Origin of the sequence: Bifidobacterium scardovii JCM 12489 = DSM 13734 (genome assembly GCF_001042635.1) — a bacterium.
Classification (GTDB): domain Bacteria; phylum Actinomycetota; class Actinomycetes; order Actinomycetales; family Bifidobacteriaceae; genus Bifidobacterium; species Bifidobacterium scardovii.
Window position 1 is genome coordinate 1,933,480 of record NZ_AP012331.1, and the last position, 26,441, is coordinate 1,959,920.

Here is a 26,441-nt window from a genome sequence, read left to right on the forward strand (position 1 = left end):
CGGACCGGACTAGTGGACGATGGCGCGGGTGGCGCGCTCGCGTTCGGCCATGAGCAGCTCGTTCATCTGCTCGGCGTTCGGCTCCGGCACGTCGGCGACGATGCGGCCGTCGGCGAAGACGATCGCGCGGTCGGAGTAGGAGGCGGCGACCGCGTCGTGCGTGACCATGATGACGGTCTGTCCCAGTTCCTTGACGGAGCGCTTGAGGAAGCTCAGCACTTCGGCGCTGGAGACCGAGTCGAGGTTGCCGGTCGGTTCGTCGGCGAACACGAGCGAGGGCTTGGAGATGAGCGCGCGGGCGATGGCCACGCGCTGCTGCTGGCCGCCGGACAGTTCGTTCGGCCGGTGGTCCAGACGGTCCTTGAGGCCGAGCGTCTCCACGAGCATCCTGAGCCAGCGGCGGTCCGGCTTCTCGCCGGCGAGCGTCAGCGGCATGAGGATGTTCTGTTCGGCGCTGAACATCGGCAGCAGGTTGAAGCTTTGGAAGATGAAGCCGATCCGGTGCCGGCGCAGCAGCGTGAGCTGGTTGTCGTTCATCTGGGTGATGTCGGCGCCGTCGAACACGATGCGCCCGGACGTGGCCGAGTCGAGCCCGGCCAGCGTGTGCATGAGCGTGGATTTGCCGGAGCCGGACGGGCCCATGATCGCCGTGAACCGGCCCTGTTCGAATCGCACGTTGACGCCGCGCAGCGCGTGCACGGCGGTTTCGCCGCGCCCGTAGTCCTTGACCAGGCCGATCGCCTCGATGGCGGTGGCGCCGTGCGCCGCGTCGCCGGCGCCCGTGGCCGGCTGCAGGGTCTGCTGTTCCATATCCGTTCCTCTTCGCATGATGGTCCGGGGCCTGTCCCCGACCGTTACCTTCAACTTACGGAACGGAAGCAGTACCCGACATCGTGCGGCGGGCTGAAACCGGGCGATCGGGGCCACCGCCGCGTCATTCCAGAGGATGAGTGCGCGGCCTATTCGTTCAGCCGCGCCGCCTCCACGGGCGGATCGAGCCAGTAGCTCTCCTTCTCGACGCTGACGGTGGTGGCCCACCAGGTCTGCGTGATGCCGGGCAGGCGGCGTATCGAGCGGTCGACCACCCGCCAGAGCGCCTCGTCGTTGTCGGCGATGACCTCGACCAGGTACTCGGCGCCGCCGAAGCCGACGCCGCTCATGACATAGGTGATCTCGTCGACGGCCAGCAGCTCACCGGCGTCCAGACGGTACGGGGGCGCCACCGACAGGCCGATGAACGCCTGGCTGAAATCGCCGAGGCGCATGGGGCTCACCGTGGCCATGATGCTCATCACGCCGGCCTCCTCAAGCCGCTTGACACGCCCGCGCACGGCGGTGTGGCTCACGCCGAGGCGCTGGCCGACCGACGCATAGCTGGCGCGGCCGTCGTCCTGCAGCGCGTTGAAGGTTTCGGCGAGGTGCGCGCCGAGCGTGCTCACGGGAGCGTCCGCGCCGACGTTCGCCTCATGCTTGCTCATCACGGGTTCGCCGCCGCATGCGGCGAGCAGCCGGTTGACCACGCCGACGTTGTGGTCGTCCAGTACCAGTTTGGCGCAGGAGAACACCTGGATGCGCTCCAGCCCGGGCAGCGCGCGCAGGTCGGATTTGAGGAAGCGGTCCATCGCCGCCCCGGTGTAGACGACGGCTTCGGCGATGATGTCGGCGTCCCCCAGCGCGCAGACCACGTACGTGACCTGCGGCATCGCCTGGAGCGCGGCCAGCGCCTCGTCGCGGCGGCCGCTGATGCGCAGGCCGACGATCACCTGGCAGTAATTGCTCAGGGAGAGCGGGTTGATCACCGGCACCACGCTCATCATGCCGGATGAGGTAAGTTTGCGGTAGCTCTCGGTGGCCGCGTACACGGATATGCCGAGTTGTTCGGCGAGCGCCGCCATCGACAGTCTTCCGTCGCGCTGCAGTGCGGCGACGACCTCGAGATCGCGCCGCTGGATGTCGGTCCGTCCGTTCATCATGCCTCGTTCCTGCCCGCCGCCGCGCCGGTTCCTCCGTCGCCGCGAGCGCGCATGCCATCATCCGTCATTTACGCCGCCTGAACCAGCATCGCCGTCACGACGGCCGCCGCGACCGCCAGCGTGGCGGCGAGCAGCGCCCAATCGGCCGGTCTCATGCGCAGCGTCACCCGGTAGGTGCGGGCGCCGGGCAGGCCGAGCCCCCGCGATTCCATCGTCCAGCCGACGCTCTGGCTCATCCGGTAGGCGCGGATGAGCACGGCGACGATGATCGGCAGGTACGAGGTGAAGCGCGTGACCAGTCGCGCCAGCGGGTTGCGCCGTGCGCGACCCGCCGTTCCCACCCCGGAGCCGCTCCCCCGGGCTCCGCCGGACAGGTCGAGCCCGCGCGCCCGCTGCGCGGCGGATACGGATTGGAAGATCTGGAAGAACACGGGAATGTAGCGCAGGGATGTGGCGAGCGTGAGCCCGGCGCGATAGGGCACGCCGAGCGCCACGAGCCCGCGCACCAGTTTCGCCTGGCTGGTGGTGAACAGGGTCAGGAAGCAGGCGAATCCGAGGGCCGGTATGCGCAGGCCCATCACCGCGGCCATGACCAGGTTCTCCCGGGTGAGCCGCAGGAATCCCAGCCGCCACAGTTCGTGCTCGCCGCTCGGGTCGAAGATCGGCCACAGGATCACGATGAGCACGATGATCGGGGCGAGGATACGCCACACCCACATGATGCGGCCGGCGGGGGTGCGGTCGGCGGCGAGCATCGCGTGCTCGAGCGCGAGCGCGGCGAGCATGAACGCCCATTCCCGCCAGACCAGGCACAGCACCAGCAGGGCGAGCGACATGGCGAATTTGACTCGCGGGTCGGCGCGGTGCAGCCACCCGTCGCCCGGCACATACAGATCGGCGTTCATCGTTGCCCGCTCCGTTCCGTTTCGGTGTCGGCGCCGGCCGCGTCCGCGGCTTGGCGCCTGAGTTCGCCCCATTCGGCGATGCGGCCGCCGTCCATGCGCAGCAGATGCGTGCAGCACCGGGCCACCGCTCGCATGTCGTGGCTGATCATGACGACGGTGACGCCTTGGCGGTTAAGTTCGCGCACCGCGTCGAGGAACCGGTCCGCGATGATCCGGTCGAGGCCGACGGTCGGCTCGTCGAGCACGAGCACCGGCGTGTCCATGGCCAGCACGGAGGCGAGCGCGACCGCGCGGCGGTCCCCGTAGCCCAGCGTGGCCGGCGAGATGTCGGCGAAGCGCCGCAGGCCGAACAGCTCCATCGCGCGCTCCACCGCGTCGTCGACCTGTTCCGGGGTGCGGCCGAGCACCTTCGGGCCGAAGCCGATCTCGTCGCGCGTGGAGGCGCAGAAGATCTGATGGTCGGGGTTCTGGAACACGAAGCCGACGTGCGCCGCCATGCGGCCGACGCCGTTGGCGCGCGTGTCCAGCCCGTCGACGGTCACGCGGCCGGCGCTCGGCGTCAGCAGCGCGTTGAGGTGCTTGGCCAGCGTGGTCTTGCCCGATCCGTTGCGCCCGACCAGCCCGACGAAGGCGCCGCGCGGGATCGCGCAGCTCACGTCGTCCAGCGCCGTCTCCCCCGCTTCGGCGCCGTCGTACCGGTAGGTCACGTGGTCCAGCACGATGGCCGGGTCCCGAGGCGTTCCGCTCATCGGCGTCACGGCGAGTTCGGGCTCGCCCTCCTGCGGCAGGGCGACGCCGAGCCGCGTGAACAGGCCGTGCTCGCGCTCGAACAGTCCGGCGTCGCCCTGCGCGGCGAGGCGGCCGGATTCAAGGACGAGGATGCGGTCGGCCCAGCCGGGCAGATGCGAGGTGTCCTGTTCGGCCATGATGACGGTCAGGGAGCGCCGGCGGCGGATCGCCTCAAGCGCGGCGAACACGTCGCGCTTGCCTTCCGGGTCGAGCGCGGCGGTCGGCTCGTCCACGATCAGGATGTCGGGTTCGGCGGCGAGCGCGGCGGCCAGGGCCACGCGCTGCATCTGCCCGCCGGACAGGCTGGTCGGCACGCGCCGGCGCATCCCGGTCATGCCGACCAGCGCGAGCATCTCGTCGATGCGCGCGTCCATCAGCGCCGGGTCCATGCCGCGGTTCTCCAGGGGGAACGCGATCTCGTCCTCGACGGAGGCGCAGAACAGCTGCGATTCGGGGTCCTGCTGCACATAGCCGACGCGCGTGGAGAGCTGCGCGACCGAGACGGCGGCGGTGTCCATGCCGGCCACGGTGACGGCGCCGCTCATCGTGCCGTCCGCCAGATTCGGGATGATGCCGGCCAGGGCCATGCAGAACGTGGATTTGCCGGCGCCTGTCGGGCCGACGACGCCGACGAACCACCCCGCCCGGATGTCGGCGCTCACGCCGTCGAGCCCGGGGATCGGGCCGCCACCGTCGACGATCGGCGCGTACCGCCAGCCAAGGTCACGAACCTCGATGAGTCCGCCCATCATCACCGCCTTGCAAGTCGTTCGTTGGGTCATACGTTACGTTGCGGGGCCGCCCGGCCCCTTCCATCAGGCAAACATACCCGCAGCGCGCTCCCGCGCAAAAACAGCGTGGCTCCCGAGCACGGGAGCCACGCGTCGCGAATCGTCGTCCGCCGATGACGGCGGCCGTCAGGAGGCCGAGGCCACGCCGAGGTTGCCCAGGCGCACCAGCGGCGGGTACGCCTTGCGCACGGCCGCGAACAGCGCGAACCCGACGATCAGGCCGACGCCCATCTGGAAGCTGTTGCCGACGATCTCGCCGAGCGCCGGGCCCCAGCCGGACAGGATGCCGCCGGCGATGAAGTAGCCGAACACCTTCCACACGCCGGCCACCACGGAGCCGAGGATGACGTTGAGCGGCTTGAACTCGCGCACGAGCAGGCCGACGATCACGGCCTGCAGGCCGTCGATGACGAAGGTGAAGATCGCCCACTGCGGGTAGCCGGAGATCAGGTCTGACAGGGCCGGGCCGAGGCCTCCGACGATGCCGCCGACCCACGGGCCGAAGGCGAAGGACGCGAAGTAGATCATCGTGTCGGACAGGTTGAGATAGCCGCGGGTGGGCGTCGGGATCTTGACGAACATCGTGAGCACGGTGGTCACGGCCGTCATGATGGCGATCAGCGGGATGGTCCCCGCCGTCAGCGTTTTCTGCGTACGTGCAGTCATGGTTTCCCTCTCTTGCATGAATCAATGACTGATTGCTGCGGACCGCACGTCATGGGTAATTCGACATGAATAGTTCAACTCCTGCGATCCAATACAGTATTGTACGCCTATTTGAAACAAAACATTGACTATATGTTTCAATTCATCAAAATATGAGATTGTTTTTCGATGATTTTACAGCCGGAGCCCCACGTCATTGTAGCACCCCGGACAACAGTCATGGCCGGGGCCTCCCCTGACGAGGAAGGAGGCATCCGGCCATCCGCTGCGGTTATGGACGTTCGGTTATAATCCGCCGGCTACGGCGCGGCCGGCTACGGCGTCGGACCGCCGCCGGCCGCGCGTCACTTGCGCGTCACTTCGCCAGTCCGGAGGCGCGCAGCGCCTCGAAGCCACCCTTGAGGTCGTCGAGGATGTCCTCGATGTTCTCGGTGCCGATGGACAGGCGGATGGTGCCCTGGTGGATGCCCTGGTCCTCGAGCTCCTCCAGGGTCTCCTGGGAGTGCGTGGTGGAGGCCGGGTGGATCACGAGGGACTTCGCGTCGGCGACGTTGGCCAGCAGGGAGAACAGGTGCAGGTTGTCGATGAACACGCGCGCCGCGTCCTTGCCGCCCTTGATGTCGAAGGTGAAGATGGAGCCGGCGCCGTTCGGGAAGTACTTCTCGTACAGGTCGTGGTCAGGGCGGCCCGGGATGGACGGGTGGGAGACGGACTCGACCTCGGGCACGGTCTGCAGGTACTCGACGACCTTCAGCGCGTTCTGGACGTGGCGTTCGACGTGCAGCGACAGGGTCTCGGTGCCCTGCAGCAGCAGGAAGGCGGCGAACGGGGACAGGGTGGCGCCGGTGTCGCGCAGCAGGATGGCGCGCACGCGGGTCACGAAGGCGGCGCCGCCGAGGGCCTCGTAGAAGTTCAGGCCGTGGTAGGAGGGGTCCGGCTCGGTCAGGGTCGGGAACTTGCCCGGCACCTCGGCCCAGTTGAAGTTGCCGCCTTCGACGATCACGCCGCCGAGGGTGGTGCCGTGGCCGCCGATGAACTTGGTGGCGGACTCGACCACGACGTCGGCGCCGTGCTCCAGCGGGCGGAACAGGTACGGGGTGGCGAAGGTGTTGTCCACGATCACCGGCAGGTGGTGCTTGTGGGCGATGGCGGAGATGGCCTCGAAGTCCGGCAGGTCGGCGTTCGGGTTGCCGAAGGTCTCGAAGTAGACGAGCTTGGTGTTCTCCTGGATGGCGTCCTCGAACTCCTGCGGGTTCTCGGCGGAGACGAAGGTGGTGGTGATGCCGTCGCGCGGCAGGGTGTGGCGCAGCAGGTTGAAGGTGCCGCCGTAGATGTTCTTGGCGGCGACGATGTGGTCGCCGGACTGGGTGATGTTGCGCACGGCGTATTCGACGGCGGCCGCGCCGGAGGCGACGGCCAGGCCGGCCGTGCCGCCTTCGAGGGCGGCGATGCGGTCCTCGAAGACGCCCTGCGTGGTGTTGGTCAGGCGGCCGTAGATGTTGCCCGGGTCGGCGAGGCCGAAGCGGGCCTCGGCGTGGTCGAAGTTGTGGAAGACGTAGCTGGTGGTGGCGTAGATCGGCACCGCGCGGGAATCGGTGGCCGGGTCGGCCTGCTCCTGGCCCACATGCAGCTGCAGGGTCTCGAAACGGTACTTCTTGTTGGCTTCGGTCATGGTCTTGGCTCCTTTGATGGATGTCTGCGCCGGTGGCACAGGGTCGGTTGCGGTTGTACTGTCCTTACCCATCGGGCTCCGGCCGGCTTTGCGGTCGATCCGTCGTTCGGCGAGGTGTTGGTTTCAGACCTTACGAGCCGAGGCCGGCGCGTCGCAAGCCGAGCGCTATCGGAGTTGCCTATACCCCCTTATCAACCGTTGGAATCATTGCTCTGCGCCCGCTGCGCGAGGGAGAACTCGGAGCCGCGAAACCGCGCGACACGCCGTGGCCCCGGGATCCGCCGGGAATGGCCGGAACGGGTGCCGGAGCCGCTTGTCAGGTCGCGCGCTACAGTCGTACATCAGATCGCGGCATCCGCCGCGCTTCCCGCAACGCCGTCCGGCCGGGCCATCGCATCCCGCCGGCCCGCACCGGACCTCGCCCCCGCCGGAGCGGCGACGGACGCTCATGAAAGGCCTTCAACCATGACCGACGATGTGATCCTGTACCACCGCGATCCCCGCTATATCCCGCGCGTCGCCGCCGTCCACGACATGTGCGGCTACGGCAAGTGCTCGCTGACCGCGGCGATCCCGATCCTGTCGGCCGCCGGCTGCGACGTGTGCCCGGTGCCGACGGCGCTGCTCAGCGAGCACACGCAGTTCCCGGTCTACACCTTCCACGACACGACGGATCTGCTCGGCGAATATCTGGACGCCTGGTCCGCAACCGGCATCGAGCTCGACGGCGTGTATTCCGGATTCCTCGGCTCGCCCGACCAGGTGGCGATCATCCAGCGCCTGTACCGCGAGTACCCGAAGGCGCTGCGTCTGGTCGACCCGGTGATGGGCGACGCCGGCACAACGTACCCGACGTATACGGCCGAGCTGTGCGAGGCGATGGGCGCGCTGGCCGACGGCGCCGACGTGCTCATGCCGAACCTGACCGAGGCGTCGATCCTGACCGGGCGGGACTACCCGGGCCAGTCCCTGACCGACGGGCAGGTGACGGACTGGCTGGAGGCGCTGCTCGCGCTGGGGGCCCGCAACGTGGTGCTCAAGGGCATCGACCGGGGCGACGGCGCGATCCGCAACTACGTCGCCTCCGCCGAGGCCGGCGCCTCCGCGCGCATCGAACTGGCCCACGACAAGCTGCCGTACATGACGCACGGCACCGGCGACGCCTTCGCCTCGGCCCTGTGCGGCGCGGTACTGGCCGGCCGCGGGCTGGCCAAGTCGGCGCGCATCGCCGGCGAATTCGTGCGCCACGCGATGGCGAACACCCTCAACCAGCCCCAGCACGAGCACCGCGGCGTCAGCTTCGAACTCAACCTCGGCGAACTCACCACGCTGGTGCGCTAGCGCCCCGTTTCGTAAACAACGGAATAGCGCACGGCCCACCAACTACACGTCGACACCGGCATGCCGTCCGTCCACCGTTATCCACCGCACATGCCGAACCGGCGGACTTATCCACAAAAAACCATCCACAACACGCCGAAGGGGCTTCCCTGCGTGCACATGCCCCGATCGCGGTTGCGCCGGGCGCGGCCGGTCTGTTCCACTTGGGGCATGGATACCACACGGACATCAACGCAAACCAATCCCGCGCCGGCGTCATGCGCCGACGCGCCGACGATGGACGGGCTGGCCGCCAGCCTGGCCGACGGCTCGCTCAGCCCCAAGCAACTGGGCATTGCCGGCGAACGATACGCGGCCGCCTGGCTGGAACGCCAAGGCTGCACGGTGCTCGACCGCAATTGGCGCTCACGCTACGGCGAACTCGACGTGGTCGCCCTCAGCCCCGAACGCACGGTGCTCTTCGTCGAGGTCAAGACCCGGCGCGGCATACGCTACGGCGTGCCGCAGGAGGCCGTCACCGCCCGCAAGCAGGCCAATCTGCGCCGCGCCGGCGTGCAGTGGCTGCTGGCCGCCGAGCACCGCCTGTCCCACAACGGCATACGGTTCGACGTGATCAGCATCGTCGTGCCGGCCGGCGGCAAGCCGGTCGTGCGCCATATCCGGGAGGCGTTCTGATGGCGATCGGAAGCGCGCTGTCGGTCGGCCTGATCGGCTTGAAGGCGTTCATCATCCAAATGCAGGCGTTCATCTCGCCCGGGCTGCCGTATTTCTCCGTCATCGGCCTGCCCGACACCTCGCTGAGCGAGGCGCGGGAACGGGTGAAGTCCGCGTGCCAGGCCACCGGGTTCCGCTGGCCGGAGACGCGCGTGACGGTGAACCTGTCCCCCGCCTCCATGCCCAAGCGCGGCTCCTCGCACGATCTGGCGATCGCGGCGAGCGTGCTCAGCGCCGCCGGGGCCATCCCCCACGACGCGCTGGCCGACGTCATCGTGCTCGGCGAGGTGAATCTGGACGGCACGGTGCTGCCGATCCACGGGCTGCTGCCGATCCTGCTGCATGCCAGGGAGCGCGGGATCCGCCGGCTGATCGTGCCCCGGCTCAACGGGGACGAGGCGGATCTCGTCGACGGCCTGGACGTGGTGTGCGTCGGCCATGTCGGCGAGCTGATCGAACTGATGGGCGGCACCGCCCGGTACACGCTGCCCGACGCCGATCCCCCGGCCGCCGTCCCGCCGTCCGACGAGCCGTTTTCCGTTCCGGCGCTGGGCGATATGGGCGAGGTCGTCGGCCAGACGATGACCAAATGGGCGCTGCAGGTCGCCGCCGCCGGCGGCCACCATGTGATGATGACCGGTCCTCCCGGAACCGGCAAGACGATGCTCGCCTCGCGCGTGCCCGGCATCATGTGCCCGCTGACCGGCGAGGAGCAGCTGGAGGTCGCGTCGATCCGCTCGCTGTGCGGCACGCTGCCGCAGTACGGGATCAGCGACGTGCCGCCCTTCGAGGCGCCGCACCACACCGCCTCGACCGCGGCCCTGGTGGGAGGCGGCTCCGGGCTGGCGCAGCCGGGGGCGATCACGCGGGCGCACCGCGGCGTGCTGTTCATGGACGAGGCCCCGGAATTCTCGACGCGCGCGCTGCAGACCCTGAGGGAGCCGCTGGAATCCGGCTACGTCTCGCTGTCCCGGTCCAGGGGCTCCACATACTACCCGGCGCGCTTCCAGCTGGTCATGGCAGCCAATCCGTGCCCGTGCGGCTACGCGTACGGCACCGGCGAGCGCTGCACCTGCAAGGAGCGGGACCGCATCCGGTACTTTTCGCGCCTATCCGGCCCGATCCTCGACCGCATCGACATCCAGGTCGAGGTGCCTCCGGTCGACCGCATCACCGTGCGGGACGAGAAACCGCGCATGACGAGCCTGGACATGCGCCGGCGGGTGATCGTCGCGCGCACCGCCGCGCGCGAGCGGTTCGGGGAATACGGGTGGTCGTGCAACGCGCAGGCGTCCGGCGAGTGGCTGCGCGCGCATACCGGCGCGAAGGCGATCGCGCTGGTCAACGCCGCGCTGGAGAAGCGGCGTCTGAGCCTGCGCGGCGCGGATCGCGCGATGCGCCTGGCATGGACGCTGGCCGACATGAACGGCCTCGTATCGCCCGGCTGCGAGGAGATGCATCAGGGCATCGCGCTCAGGGCGAGGGTCTCATGAACGGCGTCGACCCCGAGACGCTGGCGCGCGCCGCGCTCACCTTCTGCCTGGACGGCGCCGACGCCCTGATGTTCGCGACGATCAAAGGCGCCGGTTCCGCGCAGAAGGTGCTGCAGCTGGTGATCGACAGCCGCCCGCACGCGCCGGCCCCGATGGCCTCGCTGACCCGCCGCGAGCTGGACGACGTATTCGCCCGGGGCATCACCCGCTGGGGGCGCCGGATCACCAGGCGCGGCATGGAGGCGTTCCATGTGTCGTTGGACGGATGGCACCGCCGCCTCAACCTGCTGCCGACGCTGGATATCGCCTCTCTGGCCGGCTGGTTCACCGAGGACGGCGCGCAGTGGATCATCGCGCCGCACAGCCCGTTCTGGCCGGCGCAGCTCGCGGATCTGTCGATACGCAAGGACTGGGCCGCGCCCCTGTGCCTGTGGGGCCTTGGAGACCCGGCCGCGCTGGTGAGCTGTCCGCAGCCGGTCGCCGTGGTCGGCTCGCGCGGCGCGAACGACTACGGGCGGTCCGTGGCGCGCTCGATCGGCGAACAGGCAGCCGGCGGCGGGCATCTCGTGGTGTCGGGCGGCGCGATGGGCGCCGACGCGGCCGCGCATTGGGGCGCGCTGTCGGCCGTATCGTCCGGTTATGACCCGGCGGCGGTCGGCCGCACCGTCGCCGTGTTCGCGGGCGGGCTGAACCATATCGGCCCGCATTGCAACCGGATGCTGTTCGAGCGCATCACCGCCGGCGGCGGGGCGCTGATCAGCGAGCTGTGCCCCGACACGATTCCCGAGGGGCGGCGCTTCCTGCTGCGCAACAGGATCATCGCGGCGATGGCGTCCACCGTCGTCGTCACCCAGGCGCGCCTGCGTTCCGGCGCGCTCAACACGGCGAACTGGGCCGCCGAGCTCGGCCGGGAGATCTACGCCGTCCCGGGGAGCATCGACGAACCCGACCACGCGGGGTGCAACCGGATCATCCACGACCATCAGGCGATCCTGCTCACGTCAGCCACCGCCATCGACGACATCTGCCACGCCCCGCACGCGCCGGTGACGCCAGCGGATCCAGCGGCGCCGGCCGGCGGCAACGCATCGGGGCCTGCAACGAGCCGTCGGGAGGAGGCCCCGGAATCGTCGGCGGCAACGCCGGAGACGCCGGCCGCAACGGGCACGACGACGGCGCCGCGCGATGCGCTCACCGCCGACCAGCGGCGCATCCATACGGCCATACGCCGCTGCCGCAGGCTGCGCATCGCACCGACGGCCGAGGCCATCGCCGCCCATCTGGACGGCGGTTCGGACGGGACGGACCATTCCGCGGCCCCCGATGCCGGCGATCCGATGCTCGCCAAGGTGATCACGCTGCTCGGCGAGATGGAGCTCGACGGTCTCGTCACGATCAGCGGCGGCGTGGCCGCCATCGCCCGCCCCGGCGGAACCTAGTATCCCGCGCCGTTCATTCGTTAACAATGTCTGGCTCCCCTCTTGGAGGGGAGCTGTCGGCGCAGCCGACTGAGGGGAGAGCATACGAATCGGCTTGATTCAGACGTTCGCGGGAATGCTCCCCTCAGACCGCTTCGCGGCCAGCTCCCCTCCAAGAGGGGAGCCAAATATAGTGCACAAACTTACGACGCGGGATACTAGTGGCCCGTCTCGCACATGATGAAGCGGCTCACGCCTCCCACTGGCAGCGCGACAGGTCGACGCGCCACCCGTCCTCGCCGGCGTTCCCGCCCTTCCCGGACGGCGGAATGAACGGCACGCCCTCCTCCTCGAGCAGCGTGCGCTGCTCGTCGGGTCCTCCGAACGCGAAGCCGGGGGCCAGCGACCCGTCGCGGAACACGACGCGGTGGCACGGGATCACGCCCGGCTCGGGGTTGGCGTGCAGCGCGAAGCCGACGAACCGCGCATTGCGCGGATTGCCGGCCAGCGCCGCCACCTGCCCGTAGGTGGCGACCATCCCCCGGGGAATCCGCCTGACGACCTCATACACGCGCGCGTTGAACGACCCACTCATACGCTCCATTATCGTCCATTCGTCCCACCTTGTGCGACAATCGAGGGTATGAGTCCGAAGCATGTCGAAGAGTTGTATGATGCGGTGATCGTCGGGGCCGGCGCGGCCGGCCTGTCCGCGGCGCTGGCGGTGCTGCGCTCCCCGCGGGTCAGCGAGCTGCGGGAGGGCGGCATCGAGCCGAAGATCCTCGTGATATCGAAATTGCAGCCGCTGCGTTCGCACACCGGCTCCGCCGAGGGCGGCATCGCCGCGAGCCTGGGCAACGTGGAGCAGGACGACTGGCACTGGCATTATTTCGACACGGTCAAGGGCGGCGACTGGCTGGTCGATCAGGACGCGGCCCAGCTGCTCGCCCAGTACGCGCCCCAGACGGTGATCAACTTGGAGCGCGGCGGCGTCGCGTTCTCCCGCACCGAGGACGGCCATATCGCCCAGCGCCGCTTCGGCGGGCACACCAGGGACTTCGGCAAGGAGCCGGTGCGCCGCGCCGCCTACGCCGCCGACCGCATCGGCCACCAGATCCTGCACGCCCTGTGGCAGCAGTGCGTCGGCGCCGGCGTCGAATTCGCCGAGGAATGGTACGTGACCGATCTGGTGCTCGACGAGCGGCGCGCGCGGGTTGCCGGTGTGGTCGCCTACGACACGCATACCGGCGACACGCACGCCATCAGGTCGCGCAATGTGCTGATGGCCACGGGCGGTGCCGGGCGGCTGTTCCACACCACGTCGAACTCGTGGGACCTGACCGGCGACGGCATGGCGCTGGCGCTGGCCGCCGGTCTGCAGCTCGAGGACATCGAATTCGTGCAGTTCCACCCGACCGGCCTGGCGCATACGGGCATCCTCCTGTCGGAGGCGGCGCGCGCGGAGGGCGGCGTCTTGCGCAATGCGGACGGCGAGGCGTTCATGGAGCGCTATGCGCCCGGCCACGCCGATCTGGCGGCGCGCGATGTGGTGAGCCGTTCGATCATGGCCGAAATCGATGCGGGGCGCGGCGTGGCCGACCCCAAGGACCCGGACGGCCCGCGCGACTGCGTCTGGCTCGACATGACCGGCATCGATCCCGATCACATGGAGGAGGTGCTGCCGCAGGTCACCGAGACGATCCGCAAGTACGCGCATCTCGATCCGACCAAGGATTACGTGCCGGTCAAGCCGACCGCCCACTACACGATGGGCGGCATCCCGGTCACCACCGAAGGCGAGGTCTACCGTTGGCTGGCCAATCGCCGCGAGGTCGTGGAAGGTCTGTTCGCCGCCGGCGAATGCTCCTGCGTGTCCGTGCACGGCGCGAACCGCCTGGGCGGCAACTCCCTGCTCGACGCCTGCCTGTTCGGCACGCGCGCCGGCGACGCGATCGCCGATCGCATCGCCGACAACCCGGTGGACAACCCCATGGCCGAAGACGGCGATCCCGAAGACGAGACCCTCGCCGAACCGGTCGACGCCGCCACGGCGAGCCGCAAGCGCGAGGTCAAGCTGCTGCTGGCCCCCGCCGAGGGCGAGGACGGTTCCGCCGGCGACAACCCGTACCAGCTGCTCGCCGATCTCGGCACGCTGATGGAGCGGGCGGTCGCCGTGCGCTGCGATGCGAACACCATCGCCGCCGCGGCCGAGCCCCTGCACGGCACGCTGATGCCACGGGCGGCGGCCCTGCACGCGCACAGCGATGTACCGACCTTCAACCAGGAGATCACCGCGATCTGGGAGGCCCGCCACCTGACGGGCCTGGCCGACGCGATGCTCGCCGCGTCGCAGGCCCGCGAGGAATCGCGCGGATCGTTGCAGCGCCTCGATTTTCCGAAGCGCGACGACGAGCGGTTCCTCGCCCATTCGATGACGTCGGCCGACGGGTCCGGCGAGGCCCGTCTTGACGTGAGCTGGCAGCCGGTCCGCATCGTCGACATCCCGCCCGAAGCCCGCGCCTACTGACGCCCCGCCGGCGGGGCGTTTCCCCGCCCGGACAGCGTTTCGGGGAGGAACGCTCGACTACGGCTTATGGCAGACTTGTTGTCGATTCTTGTGTGAGGAGGCTAAGGTATGAGCGACTCAAGTGGCGCGCCGACCACGGTGACCTTGCGTGTGAACAGGTTCGCCCCGCGGCCCGAGCGCGATCGCGGCGCGCGCGGCGGCAGCCCGTTCGCCAAAAAGAGCTCCCCGTTCGGCGGTTCCGACGCGCCCGCGCGCCGGCGCGCCCGCGGCAAGCAGTGGGTGCAGGAATACGTGCTGCCGGTCCGCCCCGAGGACACGGTGCTCGACTGTCTGCTGACCATCAAGCGCACGGTCGATCCGACGCTCGCGTTCCGCTATTCGTGCGGCCACGGCATGTGCGGTTCGGATGCCGTGGCGATCAACGGCACGCCGACGCTGCTGTGCACGGCGACGATCAGCGAATGGGCGAAGCGGCCGAATCCCCTGGCGCAGGCCAACGACGGGTTCCGGCACACCGGCGAATCCGCCGCCCCGTCCCGCGACGCGGATGGCGGTGCTTCCGTCTCCGCCAACGCCCCCGCCACCGGAGACCTCGGCGTGATCGAGCTCTCCCCGCTGCCCGGGTTCCCGGTGCAGCGCGACCTGATCGCCGACATCGACCCGATGCTCGACCAGATCCGCAAGCTCAAGCCGTATCTGCAGGCCGACGGCGTGCTCGCCACCACCTCCGAAGGCAAGGTGAATGTGTTCGAATACCTGCAGAATCCCGAGCAGCTCGCCAAATACGAGATGCTGAGCAACTGCATCGCGTGCAGCGTGTGCGAGGGCAGCTGCCCGGTGTACGCCGGCGGCGACGCGTTCATCGGACCGGCGGCGCTGATCGCCGCATCGCGGTTCGTCAACGATTCGCGCGACACCGCCACCGCGGCCCGACTGGAGGCCATCGACACCGCCGACGGCGTCGCCGCGTGCCAGTCGGTGCGCGCGTGCTCCCGTCAGTGTCCGCGCGGCATCGACGTCGGCGAGGAGATGTGGCAGATCGTGGCCCGTGTCAAGGAGCGCTGAGCGCCGCGGCCGTGCGCGCCGAAATCCGGCACGCCGGTAAAGTAGAGGGTTATGGACAAGACATCATATACGAATCTCGCTAAGGCTTGGGAATATGCGGAGGAGACCGCCGTCTCCCGCCAGTCCGAGACGCTGGCCGCAGCCCGGCAGCAGGCCGAGGAGGACGGTTTCCCGCAGGGTCCCGCCGCGCAGGCCGAGCTGCTGCATACCCTGGTGAAACTGACCGGGGCCACCTCCGTGATCGCCGTGGGCACCGGCTCCGTGGTGGAGACGCTGCAGCTCATCAACGGACTGGACAACGCCGGCCAGCTGACCGCGGTGGATTCCTCGGCGCAGGGCATCGTGCTGATCCGCTCCCTGTTCGGCAAGCTGGCCGATACGACGCAGACCCGACTGCGCGCGGTGAACGCGCCGGCCGGAACCTTCCTGCCTCGGCTCAACGGCGAGGATTATGACCTGATCGTGGTCGCCGGCGACGCCGACAACTACGCCGACACCTTCGCCCAGGCGTCCCGCCTGCTCAAGGGCCATGGCGCCATCGTCTTCACGGACGTGTTCGCACTGGAGGCGCCGGAGGCGAACAGCGGCATCCTCAACCCGGCCAACCGCAACGGCAAGGCCGTCGCCATGCGCGAACTCATCGAAACCGTCGAGGCCGACGAGCGGTTCGACGCCACGCTCACCCCGACCGGCACCGGCCTGCTGCTCGCCGTCAAGCGCTGAACGCGGCGGGCGGGCGGTCTTCCGCATGACCGCTCAGGCCCGGAATCCGAGTCCGTTCACGTGTCTTAGGCACATTGCTCGCTTCTTAGGCGCCCTCCCGCAGGGTCCCCATCCGCGAGGGCGCAAAAACCGGGGTTTGTCGAAGGCCGTCCTGAAGGCTGCGTACCTCAGAAACGTCCCATGTGCCTAAGCAACACGCCTTACGGTCATAGGCCCCGTCTTCGGCGCCACCGTGCTGGCTTACGGTCTTTCCCCGCGCGCACAACGACCATAAGTCAGCATCATCATGCCATCCCCGCCGGGACGCCTCTATGCGCCGATGCCGCCGACGGCGATGTCGACGGCCTCGTCCGCATCGTCGGTCATCGTCACCAGATGCGGGTCCACGCCGGAGATCATCCCCTGTTCCTTCACCGGGCCGTTCAGCCAGTCGAGCAGGCCCTGCCAGTAGGCCTTCCCATACAGCACCACGGGCATCGACGTGACCTTGTGGGTCTGCACGAGCGTGAGCAGCTCGAACATCTCGTCGAGCGTGCCGAAACCTCCCGGGCAGACGATCACGCCGGAGGAATACTTCACGAACATCGTTTTTCTGACGAAGAAGTACCGGAAGCTCAATCCCAGGTTCACATAGTCGTTGACGCCCTGTTCGAAAGGCAGTTCGATGCCCAGGCCGACCGACTTGCCGCCGGCGAGCGCCGCGCCGCGGTTGGCGGCCTCCATGATGCCGGGGCCGCCGCCGGTGATGACCGCGATGCCGCGCTCGGCGATCAGACGGCCCATGCGCTGCGCCGATTGATAATCGGGCTCATCGGGGCGGGTGCGCGCCGAGCCGAACACGCTGACCGCCGGGCCGATCGCGGCGAGTTCGTCGAATCCCTCGACGAACTCGGATTGGATGCGCAGCACGCGCCACGGGTCCATGTTGAGCCATGCGGCGCCATCGTCGTTCCGCAGCAGCTTCGCGGTGCTGCTGTCGGAGGGGATCATCGTGCCGCGCATGATGGCGGCCCCACGCTGGTACGTGGCGCCGGACACCGCGGCCGTACGCCCTTCGCCGTCGTTCCCGGTATGGCCGGCCACGCTGTGGGCGCTGGCCCCGTCCTGATATTCGGATTCCACCATGATCGATCCTTCCTGCCGAGCCCCTGCCGAGCATTCGGCCGACGTTCCCGAAAGCCCCGCGGGGCTCACGCAGCCGGGCGAAGGTCCGGCGTCAGCGTTCCCCGTGGCGCTCGGCCCAGTGCTTCGACTGATGGTTCAACAGTATGCCGGATATCGTCGCCGCGATCAACGATGCCATGAGCACGCCGAAGCGGCTTTCCGCCGACAGCTCCGCGTTCGAGTAGGCCAGCGAGGCGATGAGGAAGGACACGGTGAAGCCGATGCCGCACGCGCATGCCGCGGGGAACATGTCGCGCACGCGCAGCCCCTTGGCCATGTCCAGCCCGCACAGATGCGTGGACACCCACGCGGTGGTCATGATGCCGAGCGGCTTGCCGACCACCAGCGCCACGACGATGGCGATGACCACCGGGGAGAGCATGAGCTCCGGACTCAGCGACTCGAAGTGCACGCCGGTGGCGAACAGCGCGAAGATCGGCAGAGCCAGCAGCGCGGAGAACGGCTGGAGTTTGCTGGCGTAGCGTTCGGCGCGCGGCGAGGTCTCGCCGAACATCTCCCGCGACGGGGTCAGCAGGCCGACGAGCACGCCGGCAAGGGTCGGGTGGATGCCGGCCTCGAACATCATCACCCACGCGAATATGCCGACGACCGCCACCAGCAGCCACGGCACCCGCTTCATGCGCACGAGCACGGTCCAGATGGCCGCGCACACGGCGATGCCGATGAACCAGTACCACGCGTTGAGCGAGGAGAAGAACACGGCGATCAGGATGATGGCGAGCAGGTCGTCCACGGTGGCGAGCGTCATCAGGAACGCGCGGATGGAGCCGGGCAGCGCCTTGGCGAACAGCGCCAGCACGGCCAGCGAGAACGCGATGTCCGTGGCGGTCGGGACCGCCCACCCCTGGGCCATTTCGCCGAACGAAATGGTGCTGCCGGTGGTGGTCAGCACCAGATCGCCGACGGCCCCGGGCCCGAACCGCGAGAACAGCGCCAGCACGGCGACGAACAGGATCGGCGGGGTCAGCATGCCGCCGACCGCGCACAGCATGGGCACGGCGGCGGCCTTCGGATTGGCGAGCGAGCCGGTGGTGAGTTCCTGTTTCAGGTCCAGGCCGACCGTCAGGAAGAAGATGGTGAGCAGGCCGTCCTGCGCCCAGTGGCCGATCGGCAGGTCGAGATTGGTGTGGGGTATCGCGATGTGCGTCTCCGAGATCGTCTCGAACAGGTGCGCCGTGGCCGGCAGATTCGCCAGGATCAGGCCGGCGAGCGCGAAACTGAGCATGATCAGGCCTGATAGTCGATCCGATGCGGCGATCCGCCGTATCGTCGCCCAGGTTCCGCGTGTTGTGCTCATTGGTCCTCCATGCTGTTGGCGCGCGCAATCAAAAACGCCTGCCGCGATCACGACAGGCGTTGTGACGATAATCGATTTCCATTGTACCGATCGGACGTTACCCCGAAGAGCCCCGTCCGACACGGAGCGGCGGTCTCAGCGTTCGTTGCGTTCGCCGCGCGCCGCGATGGCCTTGCCGATGCGTTCGAGCACCGTGGCCAGCATCGGCCTCGGGCAGGCGAGGTTCACGCGCTCGAAACCGGATCCGGCGTCGCCGAACAGCACGCCCTCGTCGAAATACACGCGGGCCTCGTTGCGCATGAAGTCGCGCAGCTCGCAGCAGCAGCCGAATCCGAGCCCGCGGCAGTCGAGCCAGGCCAGGTAGGTGCCTTCCGGCTCGACGAGCGTGACGCCGGGCGTGGCCGCGGCGAAATCCCGCAGCAGGGCGAGGTTGCCGGCGAGCACCTCCATGAGCTCGTCCAGCCACGGCTCGGCCGTGTTGTAGGCCGCCTGACAGGCGATCAGGCCGAAATGGCTGACGGTGAGGCCCGCGATGTTCTCGGCCGCGACGTCGAACGCGCGCTTGAGCTCGGGATTGGCGGTGATCACGTTCGAGCACAGCAGCCCGGCCAGGTTGAAGGTCTTGGTCGGCGCGGTGAACTCGAAGCAATGCTGAGCGTACCGCTCCCCCAGCGTGCCGTACATCGTCACCGGGTGCCCCGGATAGGAGAAGTCGGCGTGGATCTCATCGGCGAGCACCGTCACGCCGTTGTCGATGCAGATGTCGCCGAGTCGCCTGAGCTCGTCGGCGCTCCACACGCGTCCGACCGGATTGTGGGGGTTGCACAGCATGATGGCCGTGCAGCGCGGGTCGGCGGCTTTGGCGGCCAGATCGTCGAAATCCATGGTGTAATGGCCGGCCTCGTCCATGATCAGCTGGTTGTTGAGGATGGTGAGCCCGTTGTGCTCGGCCGCCGCAGTGAACGGGTAGTAGACGGGTCCCTGGATGATGACCTTGTCTCCGGGATGGGTCACCGCGCGCAGGGCCGTGTTGACGGCCGGCATGACGCCGTCGGACAGGCTCACCCATTCCGGCCTGATCCGCCAGTGGTGGCGGCGGTCCATCCAGCCGACCAGCGCGTCGAAATACGCGTCGGTCGCATAATCGTAGCCGAAGATGTCGGTCTGCGCGGCATGGACGAGCGCGTCGACGATCTCGGGGGCCGGCTTGAACTCCATGTCGGCCACGGACATGGCGATCACGTCGTCGTTCCCGGCGCCCATGTCCTCCTCGATCATGTGCCACTTCACGGAAGTGGTGTGCCGCCGGTCCACCAAGGTCTCAAAATCGTACACGCCGAACACTCCTTCCGATGATGCCCCGACCGGGGCCTGACACGATGCCATGCGGCCGCCCGCCCGGGCGGGCCGACGGCAAACGTCATCCATGCTACCGCATGCCGTCGGCCGCCCGGCATGCCTCGATTTCCTCGCGGTGCATTCAATTGCCCGCCCGCACCGGCCAAAACCGGTCAGGCATGGAAAAAGCCCTCGGCTCCATATGGAGGCGAGGGCTTCTCTGTGCGCCAGACAGGATTCGAACCTGCGACCTGCTGATCCGTAGTCAGCTGCTCTAATCCGCTGGGCTACTGGCGCATACCGATATCCGGTTATTGGTGCCGCGGATCGCTCCGCAGCGGGTGCGCCAGACAGGATTCGAACCTGCGACCTGCTGATCCGTAGTCAGCTGCTCTAATCCGCTGGGCTACTGGCGCATGCTGCCTTGTTTTTGGCAACTCGAATAAGATACATCCACATGCCGATTTATGCAACTTAGCGTGTCGCGCACGAGGCGGCACCCCCGTACGCCACCCCATCGAAAGCTTGCAATTCCAACGGATCTCCCATGCCGCACATCGCGACACGCCGTGGGACGCTGGTATCCCGCGTCATTAATTCATTGAGTAATTCTGGCTCCCCTCTATGAGGCTGAGCCGTGAAGCAAACGCCGGAGGCGTTTGTAGGCGAAGGCGAACGACAGTGAGCAGATAAGACTGCGGCCGTAAGGCCATCCTTGATCGCGGACGAGCTGTCGGCGTAGCCGACTGAGGGGAGACCATGCGAATCGGCTTGATTCAGGCGTTCGCGGCAATGCTCCCCTCCAAGAGGGGAGCCAGAGTACACGAACTTACGACGCAGGATACTAGGCTACCTTGCGCCGCTGGATCGGCATCGTGTCGGCGCGCACCAGTTTCGGAGCGCTCTCGCCGCGCACGGCGGGGGCGTCGACGATCACCTGGCTCACATCGTCCATGCCGGGCAGCGCGAACATCGTCGATTCCAGGGTCTTCTCGATGATCGAGCGCAGCCCGCGCGCGCCGGTGCCGCGCGTGATCGCCGTCGCGGCGATCACCCCGATGGCCTCCTCGGTGAAGGCGAGATCCACGCCGTCCACGGCGAACATCTTGCGGTACTGCTTGACCAGCGCGTTCTGCGGCTTGGTGAGAATCTGCGCCAGATCCGGTTCGGTGAGCTCGTCGAGCACGCTGATCACGGGCAGGCGCCCGATGAATTCGGGCAGCAGGCCGAACTCGGACAGATCGTCGGCGCTCACCTGCTCGAGCATCTCCTCCGGCTTGACCTCGTGGTCGTGCCACGAGGCCCCGAATCCGCTCTCCCTGGCGCCGAGCCGCCGCTGAATGATGTCGGACAGCCCCACGAACGCCCCGCCGCAGATGAACAGGATGCCGCGCGTATCGATCTGCACGGTGTCCTGCTCGCGGTGCTTGCGCGTGCCCTCCACCGGCACCGACGCGATCGTGCCTTCCAGGATCTTGAGCAGCGCCTGCTGCACGCCCTCGCCGGACACGTCGCGCGTGATCGACGTGTTCTCGCCGCTTTTGCGCGCGATCTTGTCGATCTCGTCGATGTAGACGATGCCGTGCTGGGCCCGTTCCACATCCCCGTCGGCGGCCTCGATGAGCCGCTGCAGCACGGTCTCCACGTCGTCGCCGACGTAGCCGGCCTCGGTGAGCGTGGTCGCGTCGGTGATGACGAAGGGCACGTTCATCACCTTGGCCAGCGACTGGGCGAGATAGGTCTTGCCCACGCCGGTCGGGCCGAGCAGCAGGATGTTCGATTTGGCGACCTCGACGCCGTCCAGCGGGTCGGAGCGCCGCCTGGAGCGCGAGGAGGGATTCTTGCCGCCGAGCTGGTCGGCCGCCTCGCGCAGCTCCATGTTGACGCGCTTGTAATGGTTGTATACGGCCACCGACAGCGTGCGCTTGGCCGCCTGCTGGCCGACCACGAAGCGGTCGAGGTACGCGTTGATCTCGGCCGGCTTGGGCAGGGAGAGCGCGTTGACGTCGGCGCTGTGCCGGCGCTCTTCGGAAATGATGTCGACGCACAGTTCGATGCACTCGTCGCAGATCGCGGCGGTCTGCCCGGCCACCAGCTTGCGCACCTGATGCTCGGTCTTGCCGCAGAACGTGCAGCGTGGCACGTCGTCGTTGTAGCTCACCACGTGGCCCATAAGGCTCTCTCCCTGCTCCCGTGCAGGCTTCCCGGCACTCGTGCGGGAAGCGGTCGTCCATACGCCGGAAGGGGCGCGCCGAAGCCGACGCACCCCGTTGACGGCGATATCGTTCGACGGCTCCTATGCGGAGAGCCGTCACACCCGTCAGGCCCCCGTTACGAGCGGTGCTCGAGCACCTCGTCGACGATGCCGTACTCCTTGGCCTCCTGGGCCGTCAGGAAGGTGTCGACCTCGATGTCGCGGCGGATCTTCTCGACGTCCTGGCCGGTGTGCTTGGCCAGCGTGTTCTCCAGCCACTCGCGCATGCGCAGCATCTCGCGGGCCTGGATCTCGATCTCGGTCGCCTTGCCGAAGCCCTGGTCGATGGCCGGCTGGTGGATGAGCACGCGGGCGTTCGGCAGCATGAGCCGTTTGCCCTTGGCGCCGGCCGCCAGCAGGATCGCCGCGGCGGACGCGGCCTGGCCAAGGCACACGGTCTGCACGTCGGGCTTGATGTACTGCATCGTGTCGTAGATCGCGGTCATCGCGGTCATCGAGCCGCCGGGCGAGTTGATGTACATCATCACGTCGCGGTTCGGATCCTGCGATTCGAGCACCAGCAGCTGCGCCATGATGTCGTCGGCCGACGTGTCGTCCACCTGCACGCCCATGAAGATGATGCGGTCCTCGAACAGCTTGGTGTACGGGTCCTGCGTCTTCATGCCGTACGGCGTCTTCTCGCTGAACTGCGGCAGCACGTAGCGGTCCTGCGGTGCGCCGAACGCGCGTGCGCGCGCGGCGGCGGGCATGAACCCGACCACGCCGGCGCCTCCGGCCAGACGGTCGGCGCGGGCGGCGAATTGCGCTTCCTCGGATGCCATATGCGTCACTCCCCTTCCTTGCCCATCGTGTCGGGCGTGGACACGAGCTTGTCGATGAAGCCGTACTCCAGCGCCTCCTCGGCGGTGAACCAATGGTCGTACTCGTTGTCGCGGTAGATCTCCTCCACCGTGTGCCCGGTCTGCTCGGCGGTCAGCTCGGCGAGCGTCTTCTTCATGTCCATGATCAGCTCGGCGTTGATGCGCACGTCCGTGGTCGTGCCGCCGATGCCGCCGGACGGCTGGTGCATGAGCACGCGCGCGTGCGAGGTGAGGTAGCGCTTGCCCGGCGTGCCGGACGACAGCAGGAACTGGCCCATCGAGGCGCACATGCCGATGCCGACGGTCGCCACGTCGGGCTCGATGAGCTGCATGGTGTCGTAGATCGCCATGCCGGCGGTGATCGACCCGCCGGGCGAGTTGATGTACAGCCAGATGTCCTTCTTCGGGTCCTCGGCAGCAAGCATCAGCATCTGGGCGCAGATGCGGTTGGCCATATCATCCTTGACCTCTTCGCCCATCCAGATGATGCGGTCCTTGAGCAGCCTATTGAAAATCGGGTCCACCATGGACGGGGCCTCGCCCTCGGCCATCGTGGGTGAAGATGTCAGCAAACCTGCCACCATGTCTCCTTATCAATGTTTCGTTACATTGAGAACATTACCGCCTTGAAGCGACGATCCGCGCCATTTCGCCGCCTTTTCGGCTACCCGCATAGGATGGCGGCCGCGGGACGGGTCATGCCCCGATCCGCGGCCGGCGTGCGGAGCGCACTCCCGAAGCCGATCGTGGATCAGGCGTACTTCGCGATGACCCCGGTCATCGCATCCCACTGCTCCTCCATATCGGAGACGAGCTTGAACTGGGTGCGGCAGCGGTCGAGGTTCTGGCCCTCGTACTGGATGTGGAAGTACCCGTCGCCCTCGAGGTAGTCGGTCAGGAAGCGGATGCCGCATTCGAGGGTCATGAGCTTGGCGCCCCACGGCAGGTACTCGAGCTCGGCGGCGGTGAGCATGCCGTCGGTGCCCTTGAGGAACCCCTGCGTGTAGATGTCGAACAGGTCGATGTCGAAGTTGACCTTGCTCAGGTCCTTCTCGTCCTCGGCGCTGTGGTTGGCGCCGAAGCGGATCGAATCACCGAAGTCGTTGATCGACAGGCCGGGCATCACGGTGTCGAGGTCGATCACGCACACCGGCTCGTGGGTCTCCTTGTCGAGCAGCACGTTGTTGATCTTCGTGTCGTTGTGGGTCACGCGCAGCGGCAGCTTGCCGTCGCGCAGCGCCTGCAGCGCCACCGAGCAGTCGGCGGCGTGGTCACGCACGAACGCGATCTCGGCGGTGCAGTCCTTGGCGCGGCCGAGCGCGTCGGCGGCCAGCGCCTTCTCGAATTTGGCGAGGCGGTCCTCGGTGTCGTGGAAGTGCGGGATCGTCTCGTGCAGCGTGTCGGCCGGATAGTCCTTGAGCAGGCGCTGGAAGGCGCCGAATGCCTCGCCGCAGGTACGGAACAGCTCCGGGGTCTCGACCTTCTGCAGGCACACGGTGCCCTCGACGAAGGTGTAGACGCGCCATGCGCCGCCTTCGCCGTCCGTGTAGTACGGGTCGCCGCCCGCGGTGCGGCGCACGGTCATGGTGCCGCGGTCCGGGTCGCCGCCGGTCTCGATCAGGTGCTGGCGCAGGTAATCGGTCACGCCGACGATGTTCTCCATGAGCTGGTCGGGCCGCTTGAACGCGGCGGACGACATGCGCTGCAGGATGTAGCGCACGCAGTCGCCGTCCCCGGTCTGCTCGTAGACGCAGAACGTGTCGTTGATATGCCCCTGGCCGAAGCGGACCGTGCCGACCACGACCGCGTCATCGCCGAAATCATAGGCCTTCAGTACTTCGGGCAGCATTTGCTCGGCAGTCGCCATTACTCTCCTCCATCCATGATGCGCTGAAGCGTGGAGCGGCCACGCTTCATGCTTCCTTGCACGCGATGACGCTCCAACAGGTGCCGTCACGTATTTATGACAACAATCTTTACTATATCGCATATCATGTTACGACACCACTGATATGCGCCATACTGTATTATGGCAAGGTTCTTTACTTATTGTGCGTCGCCGATCGCTTCGCGCCAAGCGCTTCCCTGGCGCCGATCCAGGCGAGCAGACGGCCCGACACCAACGAGGAGACCGCCACGGCGACGCCGACCGGCACGAAGAACCCGATCGGCGCCTCGGTCAGTTCCATGACCAGGCACATGGCCATGAGCGGCGCCTGCTGGGATGCGGACAGCAGCGCTGCCGCGCCGATCAGCGCGCACGAGGTCACCGAATCGGCCGGGAAGGCGATCACCCACGCCAGCCCAAGGGTCGCGCCGAGCGTCGAGCCGAGCGCGATGCCCGGCTGCAGCACGCCGCCCGATGCGCCGGAGCGTATGGTCAGCAGGGTCACCGCCGCCTTGGCGGCGAAGGACGCCAGCAACACCAGCGCCAGCACGCCGGCATGCGTATGACCGCCGATGTCGAGCAGCGTCCATGGCGAGGAGCCGGAGCCATGCGGCGCCGCCGTGGAGAAGCCCAGCTGCGCGGCCGCGCGGCCGTTGCCCATCACCTGCGGCACGGCCAGCGCGACCAGCCCGGTGAGCAGGCCGGCCAGCGGCATCATCCACAGGATCGCCCGGCCGGTCGGCTTGTGCGATTCGGCCCACTGCGATCCGCGGCGGAACAGCGCGCCGGCCACGCCGAACAGGATGCCGCCGAGGGCCGCGAACAGCATCAGGCTCGGCGTGTGCTCGGCCTGCATCGCGCCGATGCCGTAGAACGCGTGATGGCCCTTGATGCTGGTGGCGACGAAGGCGGCTACGGACGACGTGCCCAGGGCGAACGCCACGGTTTCGATGGTCGCGTCCGCCAGCAGGATCTCGACGGCGAAGAACATGCCGGCCAGCGGGGCGTTGTACACACCGCCGAGCCCGGCTCCGGCCGCCACGGCCACCACCAGGCGCCGGTCGACGCCCCGTTCCCCGTCGATGCGGAGCAGATCGCAGAACCGCTGGGCGAGCATCGCGCCGAGCTCGCGCGGCGCGACCTCGCGGCCGATCGACGCGCCGGACCCGACGATGGCGATCTGCAGCACCACATGCACGATCGTCTGCCAGATCGGCATCCGCGCGCCGTGCACCGCCTGCTTGACGGAGGGCACCTTGGCGGTCCGCGTGCGCAGCAGCCACCAGATCACACCGGCCACGGACAGGCCGGCCGTCACCGAGACGGCGCGCCGCAGCGCGGGGACGGCGAAGGGGCCCGGAACCGACAGATCCTCGACGTACCCGAGCATGGCATGCTCGATGCCGTAGAGCAGCAGGGTCAGCAGGCCGGCGCCGACGCCGATGAGCCCGCCGAGCACGACGACCGCCAGCACGATCCACCCCAAACGACCGATCCCGGTTGCGCGTGTCGCCATGATTCCTCCGATCCGCACGGCCATCCGCCATATATGCGCCGCCGGCGCGGCAATACGGCTATATG

The 26,441-nt window shown here is 68.0% G+C and carries 22 protein-coding genes and 2 tRNA genes; 7 read left to right on the top strand and 17 right to left on the bottom strand.

Annotated elements, in window-relative coordinates:
- Positions 1–9 precede the first annotated feature (9 nt).
- The 6 genes from BBSC_RS08035 to BBSC_RS08060 all read right to left on the bottom strand — a co-directional run bounded on the left by BBSC_RS08035 (position 10) and on the right by BBSC_RS08060 (position 6,796).
- Complete coding sequence (locus BBSC_RS08035) at positions 10–810, bottom strand: ABC transporter ATP-binding protein (RefSeq protein ID WP_046726189.1); 801 nt, start codon at positions 808–810, stop codon at positions 10–12.
- A gap of 149 nt (positions 811–959) precedes the next feature.
- The gene (locus BBSC_RS08040; protein WP_033519655.1) at positions 960–1,973 is read right to left on the bottom strand and encodes an Lrp/AsnC family transcriptional regulator; all 1,014 of its coding nucleotides are present in this window, start codon (positions 1,971–1,973) and stop codon (positions 960–962) included.
- Positions 1,974–2,041: 68 nt separating this feature from the next.
- The gene (locus BBSC_RS08045; protein WP_033519656.1) at positions 2,042–2,878 is read right to left on the bottom strand and encodes an energy-coupling factor transporter transmembrane component T family protein; all 837 of its coding nucleotides are present in this window, start codon (positions 2,876–2,878) and stop codon (positions 2,042–2,044) included.
- Positions 2,875–4,419: an ABC transporter ATP-binding protein gene (locus BBSC_RS08050; RefSeq protein ID WP_231649209.1), complete on the bottom strand. Its 1,545-nt coding sequence runs from the start codon at positions 4,417–4,419 to the stop codon at positions 2,875–2,877. The genes BBSC_RS08045 and BBSC_RS08050 overlap by 4 nt, the downstream gene beginning before the upstream one ends.
- A gap of 165 nt (positions 4,420–4,584) precedes the next feature.
- Positions 4,585–5,124, bottom strand: coding sequence for an ECF transporter S component (locus tag BBSC_RS08055; protein WP_033519657.1), 540 nt, complete (start codon positions 5,122–5,124; stop codon positions 4,585–4,587).
- Positions 5,125–5,479: 355 nt separating this feature from the next.
- Positions 5,480–6,796, bottom strand: coding sequence for an O-acetylhomoserine aminocarboxypropyltransferase/cysteine synthase family protein (locus tag BBSC_RS08060; RefSeq protein ID WP_033519658.1), 1,317 nt, complete (start codon positions 6,794–6,796; stop codon positions 5,480–5,482).
- Positions 6,797–7,261: 465 nt separating this feature from the next.
- On the opposite strand from BBSC_RS08060, the gene BBSC_RS08065 reads away from it, so the two are divergent.
- The 4 genes from BBSC_RS08065 (at position 7,262) to BBSC_RS08080 (ending at position 11,783) form a co-directional block, all read left to right on the top strand.
- Complete coding sequence (locus BBSC_RS08065) at positions 7,262–8,137, top strand: pyridoxamine kinase (RefSeq protein ID WP_033519659.1); 876 nt, start codon at positions 7,262–7,264, stop codon at positions 8,135–8,137.
- Between the two features lie 210 nt (positions 8,138–8,347).
- Positions 8,348–8,812, top strand: a complete 465-nt coding sequence (locus tag BBSC_RS08070; protein WP_375713299.1) for a YraN family protein — start codon at positions 8,348–8,350, stop codon at positions 8,810–8,812.
- Entirely contained in the window at positions 8,812–10,344 is a 1,533-nt protein-coding gene (locus BBSC_RS08075; protein ID WP_033519661.1) for a YifB family Mg chelatase-like AAA ATPase, read from the top strand. The genes BBSC_RS08070 and BBSC_RS08075 overlap by 1 nt, the downstream gene beginning before the upstream one ends.
- Positions 10,341–11,783 (top strand): DNA-processing protein DprA, encoded by a 1,443-nt coding sequence (locus BBSC_RS08080; RefSeq protein ID WP_033519662.1) that lies wholly within the window; start codon positions 10,341–10,343, stop codon positions 11,781–11,783. The genes BBSC_RS08075 and BBSC_RS08080 overlap by 4 nt, the downstream gene beginning before the upstream one ends.
- A gap of 229 nt (positions 11,784–12,012) precedes the next feature.
- Here BBSC_RS08080 and BBSC_RS08085 read toward each other — a convergent pair whose 3' ends face one another.
- Complete coding sequence (locus BBSC_RS08085) at positions 12,013–12,357, bottom strand: MGMT family protein (RefSeq protein ID WP_033519663.1); 345 nt, start codon at positions 12,355–12,357, stop codon at positions 12,013–12,015.
- 48 nt (positions 12,358–12,405) lie between these two features.
- On the opposite strand from BBSC_RS08085, the gene BBSC_RS08090 reads away from it, so the two are divergent.
- The 3 genes from BBSC_RS08090 to BBSC_RS08100 all read left to right on the top strand — a co-directional run bounded on the left by BBSC_RS08090 (position 12,406) and on the right by BBSC_RS08100 (position 16,077).
- Entirely contained in the window at positions 12,406–14,289 is a 1,884-nt protein-coding gene (locus BBSC_RS08090; protein ID WP_033519664.1) for an FAD-binding protein, read from the top strand.
- A 108-nt stretch (positions 14,290–14,397) separates the two neighbouring features.
- Positions 14,398–15,354 carry a succinate dehydrogenase/fumarate reductase iron-sulfur subunit gene (locus tag BBSC_RS08095; protein WP_033519665.1) on the top strand — a complete coding sequence of 319 codons (957 nt, stop codon included), beginning with the start codon at positions 14,398–14,400 and terminating at the stop codon, positions 15,352–15,354.
- Positions 15,355–15,405: 51 nt separating this feature from the next.
- Positions 15,406–16,077, top strand: a complete 672-nt coding sequence (locus BBSC_RS08100; protein ID WP_033519666.1) for an O-methyltransferase — start codon at positions 15,406–15,408, stop codon at positions 16,075–16,077.
- A gap of 309 nt (positions 16,078–16,386) precedes the next feature.
- On the opposite strand, the gene BBSC_RS08105 is transcribed toward BBSC_RS08100, so the two are convergent.
- The 10 genes from BBSC_RS08105 to BBSC_RS08150 form a co-directional block, all read right to left on the bottom strand.
- Complete coding sequence (locus tag BBSC_RS08105) at positions 16,387–17,202, bottom strand: LOG family protein (protein ID WP_081892891.1); 816 nt, start codon at positions 17,200–17,202, stop codon at positions 16,387–16,389.
- Between the two features lie 91 nt (positions 17,203–17,293).
- Positions 17,294–18,559 (bottom strand): Na+/H+ antiporter NhaA, encoded by a 1,266-nt coding sequence (locus tag BBSC_RS08110; protein WP_033519667.1) that lies wholly within the window; start codon positions 18,557–18,559, stop codon positions 17,294–17,296.
- A 135-nt stretch (positions 18,560–18,694) separates the two neighbouring features.
- Positions 18,695–19,894, bottom strand: coding sequence for a MalY/PatB family protein (locus BBSC_RS08115; protein ID WP_033519668.1), 1,200 nt, complete (start codon positions 19,892–19,894; stop codon positions 18,695–18,697).
- A gap of 226 nt (positions 19,895–20,120) precedes the next feature.
- Positions 20,121–20,194: transfer RNA gene (locus tag BBSC_RS08120), tRNA-Arg, on the bottom strand.
- A 45-nt stretch (positions 20,195–20,239) separates the two neighbouring features.
- A tRNA-Arg gene (locus BBSC_RS08125) sits at positions 20,240–20,313 on the bottom strand.
- A gap of 428 nt (positions 20,314–20,741) precedes the next feature.
- Entirely contained in the window at positions 20,742–22,070 is a 1,329-nt protein-coding gene (gene clpX, locus BBSC_RS08130) for an ATP-dependent Clp protease ATP-binding subunit ClpX (RefSeq protein ID WP_033518059.1), read from the bottom strand.
- A 158-nt stretch (positions 22,071–22,228) separates the two neighbouring features.
- Positions 22,229–22,933, bottom strand: a complete 705-nt coding sequence (locus BBSC_RS08135; RefSeq protein WP_033518142.1) for an ATP-dependent Clp protease proteolytic subunit — start codon at positions 22,931–22,933, stop codon at positions 22,229–22,231.
- A 5-nt stretch (positions 22,934–22,938) separates the two neighbouring features.
- Positions 22,939–23,556, bottom strand: a complete 618-nt coding sequence (locus BBSC_RS08140; protein WP_375713298.1) for an ATP-dependent Clp protease proteolytic subunit — start codon at positions 23,554–23,556, stop codon at positions 22,939–22,941.
- A gap of 167 nt (positions 23,557–23,723) precedes the next feature.
- Positions 23,724–24,839, bottom strand: coding sequence for a phosphotransferase enzyme family protein (locus tag BBSC_RS08145; RefSeq protein ID WP_033518063.1), 1,116 nt, complete (start codon positions 24,837–24,839; stop codon positions 23,724–23,726).
- Positions 24,840–25,014: 175 nt separating this feature from the next.
- Positions 25,015–26,376: a chloride channel protein gene (locus tag BBSC_RS08150; RefSeq protein WP_046726187.1), complete on the bottom strand. Its 1,362-nt coding sequence runs from the start codon at positions 26,374–26,376 to the stop codon at positions 25,015–25,017.
- Positions 26,377–26,441 lie beyond the last annotated feature (65 nt).